Raw genomic sequence first — 14594 nt, forward strand, 5'->3', positions numbered from 1 at the left:
TTTTATCAGACAGTTTTTACAAATGCGTCGGTCACTTCTTTCAGGAAAATATTCTGGTCTTTGGCCCAATGGATATCCGAGAAGATCTCCACTTCACAAAAGCCGTTGAAGCCGGCCGCTTCTACCCAGCCCCTGATCTTTTTCAAATCAATGCAGCCTTCTCCCATCAGTCCGCGGTCATTCAGGAAATCAAGTGTTTTTACCTTCCAGTCACATACATGATAAGCAAACAGATTTCGGTTTGCGCCGCATCTTGCAATCTCTTTTTCCAGATCCCCGTCCCACCAGAGGTGGTACACGTCCACCGCCACACCCAGATAAGTCGACCTGAAATGTTCGGCCATATCATTGGCCTGCGCCAGCGTGTTGATCGCGGAACGATCGGCGGCGTACATCGGGTGCAAAGGTTCAATAGCAAGCTTCACGTTCAGCTTTTCGGCCAGGGGCAGGATGGCTTCAATGCCCTCCCTGATCTGTTCACGCGACTGCTGCATAGACTGATCGGGCGAGGCGCCGCATACCAGCACGATCATCGGTGCGCTCAATGCAGCAGCTTCTTCCAGCAATTTTTTATTTTGCTCAATTGCCTGCGCGCGTCCTGCGCTGCTGCTGTGCGGGAAAAAGCCTCCGCGTACATACGACACGATTTCCAGCCCGGCCTCCCGGATCAGCTCACCTGCCCGCTTCGGTCCAAGGCCTTCGATTGCATTTGTCCAAACGCTGACACCTTTGATACCCGCCGCCGCATACTTCTCCACCGCCTCCGGCAAAGCCCAGGGTTTAGTAGTGATGGTGTGAATGCAGCAACGGTCGAGGGTTATATTTTCCAAGGTTGTTCTTCTAAAATGTTTAACAATAAGCAGCTCATTCGTCCCTTCTGTAAGCCTAAGGCGCTTCCGCCCGCTTGTCGACCACGCATTGTCACCCTGAGCGGAGCCGAAGGGCTGATGCGGCACCTAAAAAGCTCTTTTAACGCCACCCAAAGCACTTTACCTGAGTTTTTACATAACACCTAGGTCGCCCGGAACTCCCCTTCGACTGCGCTCAGGGTGACAAAGAGGCCCGCAACTTCCTTCGACTCCGCTCAGGGTGACAAAGGAGGCCCGGAACTCCCCTTCGACTGCGCTCAGGGTGACAAAGGAGGCACAAGCCAACCTCATTCCCGCACGCTTCCCAGGTAGGAGTAGTAGGGCAGCCCTTTGTTAATTCTGTTTACGTACAATGCTACTTCGCGGGCGTGGTAGTCGCCCCACATGCTGGATTCTCCGCAAGGGATTTTTTGGCCGGCAGGAATGTGGTCCCAACCATTGGGACGGTGGTAAATGGAATGCAGGATCAGTCCCTGGTGAGCCGGGTCGGCAGACAGGTAGGGTTCGGCAAACAGGGAATCAAGCGCGGTAAGCCCGGCCTGCCAGTATCTGCTTCCATCGTCCGTCTGCCCTTTGTCATTCAGGTATTTTCCCAAACGAAGCAAGCCCTGCGCACCGATCGCCGCCGCCGAACTGTCGACTGGCTCAAAATCATTGTACGGATCCGAGGTGCGGGAAGTGTAGTCACCCAGTTTGTGTAGCTGAGGTGCGCCGGTATCCCAGTAGGGGATGCCGTCAGATGCGGTATTTTCAATGTAAAAATCGCAGGTAGCGCGGGCAGCTTTCAGGTAAATGGTTTCCAATGCAGCACGTCCGCCCAGGGATGTAAGCTCTTCCTCCTTAAATGCAGAAAGTGATTCAAGCTGCTCAGCAAAACCGGCCATCGCCCAGGCCAGGCCGCGCGTCCAGGTGGTGAAGCCTGAGAATCCCTGCTGACTGTTAGGGCAGCGATAGTTGCCGTCATTGGTATTAAAAATACTTTCATGTGCCGTGCGGCCCCAAAGATCGTAGCTGTCGCGGCCCTCGCCGTAGTACACGGCATACCTGGCCGTGGCGAGTGAATGCAGTGTACCTCTTTCGAGCAGACTGGTTTTCAGATCATTCTCACCCATATAACTATGGCCGAGCAAATGCGACACCATCAATGCCCGCACGGAGCGGATCGTATCCACAAAAAGGGAATGCGGTCCGTTGAAGGAGTGGATAAATCCCTGTCCGCCCTGAATGGGCGTCCAGCGACGCGCCTGCACAGCCCCGGAAACTTTGAGAGCAATCTCGTAGAAGTTGCGCTCCCATTCCTGCTCGGGTATGCGGCCTTCGTTCATCAGCCGGAGCAGATTTCCGTAGGTGCTCACATTGTTAAACCCGTGGTCGTGCACACCAAAATGCCCCACATGGGAGGCCATCAGTCCGACCGTTTTTTGTCTGGCACTTTCCAGGTACCGGGTATCGCCGGTAGCGTCATACTGAAGTACTTCTGCTCCGTACTGAAATCCCTGCGTCCACTCTGTCCAGCCGCGAAGGGTATATTTGCCATTGACCGTAAATACGGGTGTTCCCTTTGAATTGTCGTATTCACGGTTGATCAGGTCGATTTTCTCGGCTGATAACTGCCAGAGGCGGTCGATTTTGGGTTGGAGCGCTGCTGCGGTGAGGTCCTGGCGTATTTGCATAGGAAAAAGGTCAGTCGTGTTATCCTGCTATTTAAAAGCAGGATTATACAAAGCTATCCTTCCCTGTTTACCTCATCAAGGTACATTTCGTACATTAAATGGCACTTTTCCGAACATGGTCGCGGTACTCACTGGGCGTAAGGCCGGTTTTCTTTTTGAAGATGCGGCCAAAATACGAAGGGTCGTCCAGTTGAATGTGATAGGCGATTTCCTTACTGCTGAGGGTTGTAAAAACGAGCAGCCGCTTGGCTTCCAGCAATAGTTTTTCCAGAATATACTCCTGGGATGAAATGCCCAGGTGCCGCCGGATGATTTTACTGAGATAGTCCGGTGAAACGTCGAGCAGAATGGCATACTGCTGCACTTCATGCATGCGGAGAAAGTTTTTTTCTACCAGCTCCTGAAATCTTCCGACCAGCTCCGGCAATGCGTGTGGGGCGGCATTGGGCACCTGGTTCTGCTGCTTTGCCAGGTGTGTGCATTTTTGTAAAAGCAATCCCAGATACCTCCCGCTCATACCCGGGTCGGCAGGTTCCTGAAGATGATCGGACACCATATTGGCAACCAGATTATGAAAATACAGCTTTTCGTTCTCGGAAAGCAGCACGACAGGCTGTCGCCGTACCGGCTGAAAAAACGGAAGCTGGGACAAAGCCGGACTTTCCGGATTGTAAAACGTGTAAAAATCCTCGGAAAAGGCAATGATGTAGCCCCGGAACGAAGCTGAAAATGTCAGTAAGTGCACCTGGCCGGGCGTCAGAAAATGCATGCCTGCACCTTGTATGGGGTAGGAATGCAAGTCAATCTCATGAAAGCCGCTGCCTTCTTCAATGAACAGGATTTCATAATAGGTATGCCGGTGGGGCGTGTCGGTAGGCAGGGGCGTAATGGGCAGGGAAACAGGGAATTCCCTTTGCACGCCAATGCTGTTTTTGAAGCGGTAAATATTCAGCGCCGGTACTTTTCCAGTCGCTTTGGGCAGGGTATGTACAGGAATTTCATCGGTCATGGCGCCGGATTTTTATGCTTTTTCAAAATACAATCCTGTTTTATAAGCTTGTTTTACAAAAAAACTAATCACTTGCGGCAGCTGCCACCGACTACAAATCTGCATTTGAGTGCGACATTTTCGGCCCGAACATTGTTGCTTCAGCATCACATCAAAACAACCAGTCCATCGGTGAATCAGGAAACCAAGAGCGGCCAGATATTCGACCTGCCTACCCTTCGGCGTTTATATGCGTTTGTTCGTCCCTACCAGAAGCAGTTTTACCTGCTGATATTTATCATTATGCTGAATGCCGTACTGGCGCCGCTCACACCGCTGCTGATCAAGTACACCATTGACACGCCCATCGCAAACGGGGACTACGGCCAGCTTACGGTGATGCTGATTATCATGATCGTGGTGACCATTCTGCAGGGGATTGCCCAGTTCTGGAATACGTACATGTCGGGCTGGCTGGGACAGTACATCATCCGCGACATTCGTGTGCAGCTGTATCAGAGACTGATCAGCTTGCGCCTGAAATTTTTTGATAATACCCCCATCGGCCGGCTGGTTACCAGGGTTATTTCGGATGTAGAGACACTTTCCAATGTTTTCAGTGATGGTATGGCGGCGATTGCGGGAGATATTCTGCAGTTGGTACTCATTATTGCCGTCATGTTTTATACAGACTGGAAATTGTCGCTCATCAGTCTTTCCATGATCCCGCTGATGCTGATCTGTACCTACATTTTCAAGGAAAAGATCAAAGATTCCTTTAACGAAGTACGCGCGGCAGTATCTAATCTGAACTCCTTTGTGCAGGAACATATCACCGGGATGAGCATTGTGCAGATTTTCAGCAGTGAGGATATTGAGTATAAAAAATTCAGGGAGATCAATAAGGTACACCGTGATGCCAACATCCGGTCGATCCTGTATTACTCGGTCTATTATCCGGTGGCTGATGTGATTGCTGCCGCTGGTACGGGGCTGGTGGTATGGTACGGGTCCAAACAAATCCTGAATGCTGAAATTACATTTGGTACCGTCACCGCTTTTGTGATGTTTATCAACTTGTTTTTCAGACCGATACGTCAGCTGGCCGACCGGTTCAACACCCTTCAGATGGGCATTGTAAGTACCGACAGGATCCTGAAAGTGCTGGATAGTGACGAGTATACTTCCAATGAAGGCACTTTCGCACCTGATCATCTCAAAGGAAAGGTTGAGTTTAAAAACGTGTGGTTCGCCTACAATGAGGAGGAATATGTGCTGCGTGACATTTCTTTTCACGCCAATGAAGGGGAAACTATTGCGCTGGTAGGCGCTACCGGCGCAGGCAAGTCGTCCATCATCAATCTGCTGACGCGTTTTTACGATATCAATAAGGGGAATATTTATGTGGATGATGTGGAAGTGCACAACTATGAGCTCAATGCACTCCGCAGGCATATCGGCATTGTTTTGCAGGATGTTTTCCTGTTTTCCGATACTATTGAAAATAACATCCGGCTGGGTGACACCAGTATTACGCACGAGAAAATCGTGGAAGCTGCGCAGCTGGTAGGCGTGCATGATTTTATTGAAAAACTGCCCGGCGGGTACAGCTATAATGTGATGGAGCGGGGTTCAACCCTTTCGGTGGGTCAGCGGCAGCTTATTTCATTTGTGCGCGCCATGGTGCACGAACCCAAGATCATCGTACTCGACGAAGCTACCTCGTCTGTGGACAGTGAGACGGAGGAGCTGATCCAGAAAGCCATAGAAAAGCTGATGAAAGGCCGTACGGCTATCGTGATTGCGCACAGGTTGTCCACTATTCAGGAAGCCAACAAGATCATTGTAGTAGACAAGGGCCGGATCATGGAAGAAGGTACGCATGAGCAGCTGCTTGAAAAGGAGGGTTTTTACGCCAACCTGTACCGGATGCAGTACAAGGAGGTCCTGAAAATAGGATAGGGCCCGTAAGGCCCTATCGTCAGTTGCTTCGCCCGGTATCCAGCGGGATTGGAGGCGGACCTATCAGAAAATCATCTTCGTCATTGCGCCTGTCGGGTATTGAGTCAACGCCATTGTAGAGCGAGTCGTCGGCAACAGGCTCGTAATAGGTTGGGCACTGGTAAGTTTTACTGATCTTGAAGTTTGGTTTTGGAAATGGTCCCGGCTCTACACCGTTTCCTTTATCACGGTATACTTTTTCAAGAAAACTGCCGACAATCGGCAGGGCTGTTTTGGCACCTTCTCCCAGGTTGGTAGTACGGAAGTGAATGCTGCGGTCGTCGCCGCCCACCCAGGCACCTACTACCAGGTCTTTGGTGATACACATAAACCAGCCGTCGGAGTTATTGGAAGTCGTACCCGTTTTGCCGCCCAGCTCATTCCCGTTTTTGGTTACATCAAACTTCCACCGGATGCTCCCGGAAGTTCCGCCTGCTTCTTCCACGCCACCCCGCAGCATTTGTTGCATCAGAAATGCAGACTCAGGCCTGATGGCTTCGTGCGTTTCCGGCTGAAATTCCTCGATGACCTTTCCATTACTGTCTTCGATCTTGGTTACAAGTATGGGTGTGGTATAGGTACCATTGTTGACAAACACGCTGTAAGCTGCCACCATATCGTACAAGGAAACATCAAAGGGGCCCAGCCCGATCGATGGTACGGGCTTTAACGGTGTGGTAATGCCCATTTTTTTTGCATAACGCACCACATTAGCCGGCCCTACCTGGTCGGTAAGTTCGGCAGTGACCGAGTTGATGGATTGTGCCAGTGCACGCCTCAGGGTCATGTTGGCGTAGGAAAACGTACCGGTTGCATTCCGCGGCTTCCAGATTTTTTCTTCCCCGTCTTCTTCATACTTCTTTTCAAAGGGCTTGTCAACAATCTGGTCGCAAGGGGTCATGTTGAAAGTCGTATCGTCGATTGCAGTCGTGTATACAAAAGATTTGAAAGTTGATCCTGGCTGGCGTTTGCCCTGCTTTACGGCATCGTACTTGAAGTAATTATAGTCAAGTCCGCCTACCCACGCCTTGATATGTCCGGAGTGCGGGTTCATGGCCATCATGCCAGCCCGCAGGATTCTTTTATAGTAGTCGAGGGAGTCCATGGAACTCCAATACTTCTTCATTTCGCCACTGTTTTTCCAGTCGTACACCGTCATGGTGTCCTTTTTGTTCAGGTAATAGGCGATGCTGTCCGGAGCATTGGGAAATCTGGCGGCAAGGGTGCGGTACTTACTGGTTCTTTTTACAACATTGGGTAAAAAGTCGGTAATTTCTTTGCCCTGCTCATCTACCCAGGGGTTTTGTTTACCCCAGTGGTCTTCAAAAACACGCTGTAACTGCTTCATCTTCTGGGTCATGGCTTCCTCGGCATCCTCCTGCATCCTGGAATCGATGGTCGTATAGATTTTCAACCCGTCGGTATAGAGGTTATAACCGTTTTTGTCCCCCCATTTTTTAACAAAATCCACTACCGCATTCTTGAAATAGTTGGCATTGCCATCATACGGTGTTTCAAATTTGGCTTTGAGTTCAATGGGCAGGGCGCTGATAGAATCCGCCTGCTTTGCATTGATGTAGCCATATTTGGCCATTTGTCCGATCACCACGTTGCGGCGTTCAAGCGAGCGCTTTTTGTTCCGGATGGGGTTGTAGGTGGTTGTCGCCTTCTGCAAACCTACCAGTACGGCCGACTCCTGGACATTGAGGCTGTCGGGTGATTTGCTGAAATAGGACTGGGCTGCGGTGTTGATTCCGTAGGTATTGTTACCATAATCCACGGTATTGAAGTACATCGTAAGAATTTCTTCTTTGGTAAAATTCCTTTCAAGCTTGATCGCCGTCAGCCACTCTTTGGTTTTGTAAATGATAATACCGAATCCGGGAACATAGCCCAGCAAGCCTCTTGCGCCGGATTTCCGGGTCTGGAAGAGCTTTTTGGCGAGCTGCTGCGTAATGGTACTGCCGCCGCCGCGGTCTGTGGCCCCGGTTACGATTCCCAAAGCCACACTGGCCATGGCCTTGTAGTCAATGCCCGAATGCCGGTAAAAGCGAACATCTTCCGTGGCAATCAATGCTTTTACCAGATTGGGGGAGATCATCTTGAAAGTGACGGGCGTACGATTTTCGGTGTAAAATTTACCAATCATCACGCCATCGGAAGTATAAATTTCGGATGACTGGGCAACCTTGGGATTCTGCAGGTCTTCAACGCTGGGCATGCTGCCCATAAGCCAGAGAAAGTTGGTTTCGACGCAGAAAATATAAACAGCGATGAAGGCAACGCCGTAAAGGAAGGTTTTCCAGAGAAACACGACGGGCCGGTAAAAGCGCGAATGGACGTCTACCTTTTCGTGCCACCAGCCCTGGACAGACTTCCGGTTTCGTCTGACGGAAAAAAAGAGGCGGTCTGCTTTCTCCCTGCCCAGGAATACGGCGACCAGCCTGTATGCAATGCGTTTGAAGAATGTGTATAGCTGATTTCCAATGAATTGAAAAATGGCCTTGATTTTATTAAAAAACGATCTGATAACTTCCATCAAACGTTATGGTTCGTAAGGATTCAAAGATAACAAAAGCCGGACATTTATGGCTTCCGGCTTTTGTTGTTAATGCTAAACGGCTTTGATGAACTTCAATGCGGCTCCATTCATGCAGTACCTCAGTCCTGTGGGCCTCGGTCCGTCATTGAAAACGTGACCCAGGTGGCCGCCGCAGTTGGTACAAAGCACTTCGGTACGGCTCATGCCATGGCTCCTGTCCGTAATTTCCTCCACATTGTCGGCATCCACCGGTTTGAAGAAGCTGGGCCAGCCTGTGCCTGAATCGAATTTGGCATCAGAGTCAAACAGCGGCGTATTGCATGCTGCACAAACGTAGGTGCCTTTTTCTTTATTGTCGTTATACGGATGCGAAAACGGCCTCTCGGTACCTTTTTCAAACAAGACAAAACATTGCTGGCCAGTAAGTTCCTGTGCCCATTCCTCTTTGGTTTTTTCTACTGCTCTCATTTCAGATGTTCCTGTTTTACAAATGATATCAATTAAAAAGGCATACCACTCAGTCTGTTAACAACTTCGGGTGCATTATCGTTTGGTGAAAATACGGCGCAGCCAGGAGTCTTGCGGCGGCCAGCATTTGATTTGGGATTCGGGACCCTGCCTGTACAATCCTGCCGAAAGCCCGAAGTAAAAGCTGAACGCCCTGGGGTTGCCGATGTTGAGCATGGCCGTCAGGTTATCTGTCCCGATCCATACCGGCCCTGCACGGCCCGCCAGTCCGATGGCAGGCGACCGGTAATGGTTGAGCAGGCTCAGCGGTACAGAAAACTCGTACCATTTATGCTCATAGCGCGGCGTAACACTTAGTACAGACTCTGCTTTCATGCCGAATGCATCCTTTGGAATCATGTTTTGTACCCACAATGCATTCACGTAAATGTTGTCCCTGTGATGATAATCCACGCTCGCCTGGAAAGCCGCCGGTAGTACTGACCGGAAATTGGGAGCCAGGGAAGGGCCGCCTTCCAATGCCGTGTTGATGGCATTGTACAAGCCCTCAGACCCGTCCAGATCCTGGAAATTATCAAAGCGGAATTCCTTGTTGACAGCGTGTGTTTCCTGCTGGATCACATAGGCCGGATTGCGGAAATGGATCTTCCCAATGTCGGTCAGTGAAGCTGCAATGCGGTACTTGTATTTATTTTTGGAGGGGTCCTGCTTCCGCTCTCCTTTTTCCCGGTAGGTAAATTTCTGGATGTCGGGCCTGATCTCGTAAACAGCCCCGATGTCAAATCCCCAGCCGCTGCCCGGAGGACCATTGCTGAGGAGCCAGGCCGGCTGTACATTTTCATAACCTGCATCCCTTGTAATGGCATACTTGACATGGATTTCGTCCACGCTGATGTATTGCTTCCGGTTGTCCCAGGTTTGGTCGGGCAGTACCCTGAAAGAAGACTGGTCGATGATGACGTGGGCTGTATACAGACCGATGAGCCTTTTTACAGTTGCCCCGACTTTCAGAAACTGGGTTTCATTGTTCATGAGTACTCCGCCCAACGTAAATGCCACTTCTCCGAACCCATTCATATGAAGCCTGCCGGATTGATTTTCATAAAGCGTATTGCGCAGGTCGCGCGGGCGGGTGGTTTTGGCAATAACGCGGGCGATAGGCTCGGTGACTTCGGATGCATTAACAAAGAACCTTCCTCTTGACGAAAATGCTATCCCCACGCGGGAATGAAAGAGGTTGAACATAATGGAAGGCAGCCGCAGGTCACCTCCGGTGTTCAGGTATTTGGGTTTTCCGTTCAGTTTTTCGATCAGGTAAGTCCGGGGAAATTCAACCTGGCCGCGCGAATTTTTGTACTTGTCGTTGGCCGAGTCGGTAATGTAGGCGAACATGGAAAAAGGAGCTCCATACTTGACGTAGTTGTTGCCAACGTACATCTGCGCACCCGCTACGTTGACGTGAACATTGTACCGGCTGTCGGCTACAAACGCGGGATTGTGATACAATGCATTGATACCTGCGTAATTACTCATCGCAATCCCGGGCAGATGCTGGGCCCATACCTGCCAGCCTGGCACAACGATCATGCCCCACAATAGAAACCCGAATTTACGCATAACGAAAAAAGAACGAAGTCAACGTCAAGTATATATGTTGGTACAAAGAAAAGGGTAAGCGGATGTACATGCAATGCATAGCCGGATGCTTTGAAAATAATAAACATGCCCGGCGTCAGGCGGCATGGATTTTATCGGAGTTCAGGTTGAAAGTTCACGGGAAATTATAGGTCATATCTCACATAAATAGCGATACAGGCAGTAACTTGCCACTTATATGGGTTCGTTTTGTATATTAGCCGGTATGCCATATTTTGTTTTGTAAGTTGTAGGTATGTACTTATTCAAATTCTGTTTTATATGAATTTCTCATTTTCTAATTACCAGAGCGAGAACTTTTTTGATGAAATGTTCACGCATGACGGGCAGATCCGGGCAGGTTATGAGCACCTGAAAGAGAAATTTGAAAAACTCACACATGAAGACCTTACCAACCGCCAGCTTGCCACTGAGCGCGCACTGCTTTCCATGGGTATCACATTCAATGTGTATTCCGAAGGTGAGGGTACCGAGCGTATCATGCCGATTGACATTATCCCGCGGGTGCTCACCAATGCCGAATGGGAGTGGCTTGAAAAAGGTCTCAAGCAACGCATCAAGGCACTTAATATGTTTATTGACGATGTGTACAACGATCAGAATATACTCAATGATGGCATTGTGCCGCGCGAGCTGATCGAATCGAGCAAGTGTTTTCTTAAACCGTGCCTGGGCCTGAAACCGCCCAAAGGCATCTGGTGTCACATTACGGGTACTGATCTTATCAAAGGCGAAGATGGCAGTTTCATGGTTCTGGAAGATAACCTGCGCTGTCCTTCGGGAGTATCGTATATGCTCGAAAACCGGGAGCTCTCCAAGCAGATTTTCCCTGACGTGCTGGCCCGGACCGGCGTAAGGCCCGTATCCGATTATCCGACACGCCTGCTCCAAATGCTGCAGCACCTGGCCGACCGGCCCAATCCTACGGTGGCTGTACTTACGCCCGGTATTTACAACTCGGCATATTTTGAGCATTCCTACCTGGCGCAGCAAATGGGCGTAGAGCTCGTTGATACCCGCGACCTGGTTGTTTCGGATGGTTATGTGAAAATGCGTACGACCAATGGTTTAAAGATCGTAGATGTCATTTACCGCCGCATCGATGATACTTTTATGGACCCCGAATCATTTAATCCTGATTCACTGATAGGTGTGCCGGGTATTTTTGAAGTCTATAAAAAAGGAAGGGTAGCCCTGGCCAATGCACCGGGGACGGGCGTGGCCGATGACAAGGTCGTATATGCCTATGTACCCCGCATCATCAAATACTATCTCGGAGAAGAGGCGATCATCCCGAATGTGAAAACATATATATGCGGTGAAGAAGAGGACTTTAACTACGTGATCGAGAACATTGCGCAGCTGGTGGTGAAGGAAGCCAATGAAGCGGGCGGCTATGGGATGCTCATCGGTCCGAAGGCTACGGAGGAGGAGCATGAGCTGTTCAGGGAGAAAATCAGGAAAAATCCCAGGAACTATATCGCCCAGCCTACCATTTCCTTATCAAGGGTCCCCTGTATGGTCCAGGGACATGCCGAAGGCCGGCACGTTGATCTCAGGCCATATATATTGTATGGTGATGATATCAATGTAATTCCAGGCGGACTGACCAGAGTAGCATTGCGCAAAGGTTCACTGGTCGTGAATTCCTCTCAGGGAGGCGGCGGCAAAGATACCTGGGTGTTGTATTAAGTCATTGGCGGTTGCTGGCAGGCTGTCGATGACCACATGGATATCATGATCAATGTTGGCTGCCTGATAGTTTTGTTTAATAGCAACTAAAATGACGATGACGAAATGCGACGTGAAGTAACCGGCTGGTACAGCCCGGCTCTGAATGAACACATGGACATAGCAGTATACGGTCACTACGGATTTGCGCTTCTGCTCATCCCCACTGCCGCCTCCAATTACCTGGAATATGAGCAGAGTGGCCTGATAGACAGCATTGCATCCTTTATCAATGCCGGCAAAGTAAAGGTTTATACCATTAACAGCATTAATTCCGAAAGTTGGCTTAATCCCTACATGCACGGCTATGAGAAGGGCGTGCGGCACCAGCTTTTCAATGATTATGTGATCAAGGAAGTAATCCCATTTATCCGTAATGACAGCAGCCCTTCCAATGAAATTATTACGGGCGGGGCATCGTTCGGGGCGCTGCATGCGGCCAACCTCTTTTTCAGGCATCCCGACTTTATTAACGGCGTAATCGCCATGAGCGGGTGTTATGATCTGAGCGTTTATACCAACGGATATTACGACGATAATGTGTACTTCAACTCTCCGGTGCATTACCTGCCGCAGCTGAAAGCCGAGTGGCACCTTTCCATGCTCCGCGACAGCAGGCATATTCATTTTGTGACGGGCTCGGGCGCGTATGAGGTGCCGGATTATTCAAGACATATTTCGGCCATTCTGAACTCCAAGAATGTTGTTCACGAGCTGGATATCTGGGGTCATGACATTCCACACGAGTGGTGGACCTGGAAAAGGATGCTTCCTTATTATCTGGAAACGAGATTTTAAAACAAAAAAATGGCAGCGGGTGATCGCTGCCATTTCTATTTAAGCTCCTTCAAACTGCCGCAGGAACCTGACGTCGTTTTCGGTAAAGAGCCGCAGGTCGTTGATTCCGTATCGTAGCATTGTAATACGTTCAATACCCATCCCGAACGCAAATCCTGTATACGCTTCGTGATCAATGCCGCAATTCTGCAGTACATTCGGGTCTACCATGCCTGAGCCTGCAATTTCCACCCAGCCTGTATATTTACATACATTGCAACCTTTGCCCTTGCATATGAAGCACGACACGTCGATTTCTGCGCTGGGTTCCGTAAAAGGAAAATAGGAAGGACGCAGCCTGATTTTTGAATCCTTGCCGAACATTTCCTTTGCAAAATGGTATAATGTGTCTTTCAGGTCTTTGAAGCTAACGTTTTTATCTACGTACAACCCTTCTACCTGGTGGAACACGCAGTGCGCCCGGGCCGAGATCGCCTCGTTTCTGAACACGCGCCCAGGCATGATCGAGCGGATAGGCGGTTTCTGACGCTCCATCAATCTTACCTGCACATTGGAAGTATGCGTGCGCAGCAGTACATCGTCTTTTACATCACCTTCACTTTTGGATATAAAAAACGTGTCCTGCATCTCGCGGGCAGGGTGATTATCTGCAAAGTTGAGCGCGCTGAAATTGTACCAGTCCTTCTCGATCTCGGGACCGTATGAAATATTAAAGCCCATACGCTCAAATATTTCAATGATCCTGCGGCGGACAATGGTAAGCGGGTGCAGACTGCCCTGCAGGTTAGGAGGTACGGGCAGCGTAAGGTCTATCTGTAAAGCCTGGTTCTGACCTCCGGCAGCTTCAATACCTGCTGAAAACTCCTGAAAACGGTTCTGCGCCAGATTTTTAAGAGTGTTCAGTTCCTGTCCTACTGCCCGGCGATCTTCCTGGGCAATGTTTTTCAGGTTGTCAAATAACTCCGTGACGACGCCCTTTTTACTGATGTATTTAAGTCGGAACGCTTCGAGTTGATCCTTGTTCTCAACGGTGCTGTTCTCAATTTCTGCAACCAGCTCTTTGACCCGGTCAAAAATCATAATGCTTGGGATTTATAATGTATATCGGCAATGACTTGTAGCCGTCCGTAGAGTAAAGATAATCAAACTTGCCCACCAACCTGAATGTGCTTGCTTACGTTTGCGTACACGGCCCAGATTCGGCTCGAAAACAGTGTCTCCGGATGGTACGTAAAACTACGTGTTTCACTAAGTTTGGTTACGTCATTTTGTAAATATGTCATAGTGTAAATATTTGATTATCAATCTATTAAAACGTAAAGCGTAGAATTACGTACTTTCAGGATACTACCTAATATGCTAATTTTGAAACAAGCAATCAGAACATATTAGTCGCTATTACCATGAAAAACTTTGCAAGCTTTAAGAACAACAACCTCACCGGAAAATCATTTCCTGGCAACACTTCTCTGATCTCTGTTCAGTCAATGGGCAGGACGATTTTTTTGACTCCCGACGTAATCACTTTCCTGGAAGGTGAAGGAAACTACACGTTTATATACACGAATACCGGCAAGAAATACCTGGTATCCAAAACCCTGAAATCATTGTCGGAGCAACTGAGCTCCAACTTTGTGCGGGTTCACAAATCCTACCTGGTCAATTCAGACTACGTAGTGGAACGCCTTGACGAAGACAGGCTTTTGAAACTTTCATGCGGTAAGGAAGTAATGGTTTCTCGCAGAAAAATTAAGGAAGTAACTTTTCTTCTCGATCATTCGAATCTGAGAATCAGCGCATAATATCAGCGCAAGAAGAATTTGGTGAATTAAATTAGTGGGTTATTCATAAGAACAGCAGCCATCGCT

Annotated in this window: 11 protein-coding genes; 4 read left to right on the forward strand and 7 right to left on the reverse strand. The window is 49.2% G+C overall.

The genetic code is table 11. From position 1 onward, the window contains the following. Positions 1-5 precede the first annotated feature (5 nt). The 3 genes from HWI92_RS22950 to HWI92_RS22960 all read right to left on the reverse strand — a co-directional run bounded on the left by HWI92_RS22950 (position 6) and on the right by HWI92_RS22960 (position 3551). Complete coding sequence (locus HWI92_RS22950; protein ID WP_204659668.1) at positions 6-830, reverse strand: sugar phosphate isomerase/epimerase family protein; 825 nt, start codon at positions 828-830, stop codon at positions 6-8. A gap of 326 nt (positions 831-1156) precedes the next feature. Beyond that, positions 1157-2542, reverse strand: coding sequence for a glycoside hydrolase family 88 protein (locus tag HWI92_RS22955; protein ID WP_204659670.1), 1386 nt, complete (start codon positions 2540-2542; stop codon positions 1157-1159). Between the two features lie 94 nt (positions 2543-2636). Continuing rightward, positions 2637-3551 (reverse strand): helix-turn-helix domain-containing protein, encoded by a 915-nt coding sequence (locus HWI92_RS22960; protein WP_204659672.1) that lies wholly within the window; start codon positions 3549-3551, stop codon positions 2637-2639. A gap of 171 nt (positions 3552-3722) precedes the next feature. On the opposite strand from HWI92_RS22960, the gene HWI92_RS22965 reads away from it, so the two are divergent. Next, positions 3723-5492, forward strand: a complete 1770-nt coding sequence (locus tag HWI92_RS22965) for an ABC transporter ATP-binding protein (protein WP_204664787.1) — start codon at positions 3723-3725, stop codon at positions 5490-5492. Between the two features lie 19 nt (positions 5493-5511). Here the strand turns inward: HWI92_RS22965 and HWI92_RS22970 are convergent, their stop codons facing one another. From HWI92_RS22970 to HWI92_RS22980, 3 genes are all read right to left on the reverse strand, one after another. Then, complete coding sequence (locus tag HWI92_RS22970; RefSeq protein WP_204659674.1) at positions 5512-8070, reverse strand: penicillin-binding protein 1A; 2559 nt, start codon at positions 8068-8070, stop codon at positions 5512-5514. A gap of 75 nt (positions 8071-8145) precedes the next feature. Continuing rightward, on the reverse strand, positions 8146-8541 hold the full coding sequence (msrB, locus tag HWI92_RS22975) for a peptide-methionine (R)-S-oxide reductase MsrB (RefSeq protein ID WP_204659676.1): 396 nt from the start codon (positions 8539-8541) through the stop codon (positions 8146-8148). A 75-nt stretch (positions 8542-8616) separates the two neighbouring features. Further along, complete coding sequence (locus HWI92_RS22980) at positions 8617-10128, reverse strand: DUF5723 family protein (protein WP_229248508.1); 1512 nt, start codon at positions 10126-10128, stop codon at positions 8617-8619. Between the two features lie 330 nt (positions 10129-10458). Here HWI92_RS22980 and HWI92_RS22985 point away from each other — a divergent pair, with 330 nt between their 5' ends. Continuing rightward, positions 10459-11889, forward strand: coding sequence for a circularly permuted type 2 ATP-grasp protein (locus tag HWI92_RS22985; RefSeq protein WP_204659680.1), 1431 nt, complete (start codon positions 10459-10461; stop codon positions 11887-11889). Positions 11890-11994: 105 nt separating this feature from the next. Beyond that, positions 11995-12726 carry an esterase family protein gene (locus tag HWI92_RS22990; RefSeq protein WP_204659682.1) on the forward strand — a complete coding sequence of 244 codons (732 nt, stop codon included), beginning with the start codon at positions 11995-11997 and terminating at the stop codon, positions 12724-12726. A gap of 39 nt (positions 12727-12765) precedes the next feature. Here the strand turns inward: HWI92_RS22990 and pheS are convergent, their stop codons facing one another. Beyond that, entirely contained in the window at positions 12766-13806 is a 1041-nt protein-coding gene (gene pheS, locus HWI92_RS22995) for a phenylalanine--tRNA ligase subunit alpha (protein ID WP_204659684.1), read from the reverse strand. A 323-nt stretch (positions 13807-14129) separates the two neighbouring features. Between pheS and HWI92_RS23000 the strand changes: the two genes are divergently transcribed. After that, positions 14130-14528, forward strand: coding sequence for a LytR/AlgR family response regulator transcription factor (locus HWI92_RS23000; protein ID WP_229248510.1), 399 nt, complete (start codon positions 14130-14132; stop codon positions 14526-14528). Positions 14529-14594: the final 66 nt, after the last annotated feature.

This window comes from Dyadobacter sandarakinus (assembly GCF_016894445.1).
In the GTDB taxonomy this organism is placed as follows: Bacteria; Bacteroidota; Bacteroidia; order Cytophagales; family Spirosomataceae; genus Dyadobacter; species Dyadobacter sandarakinus.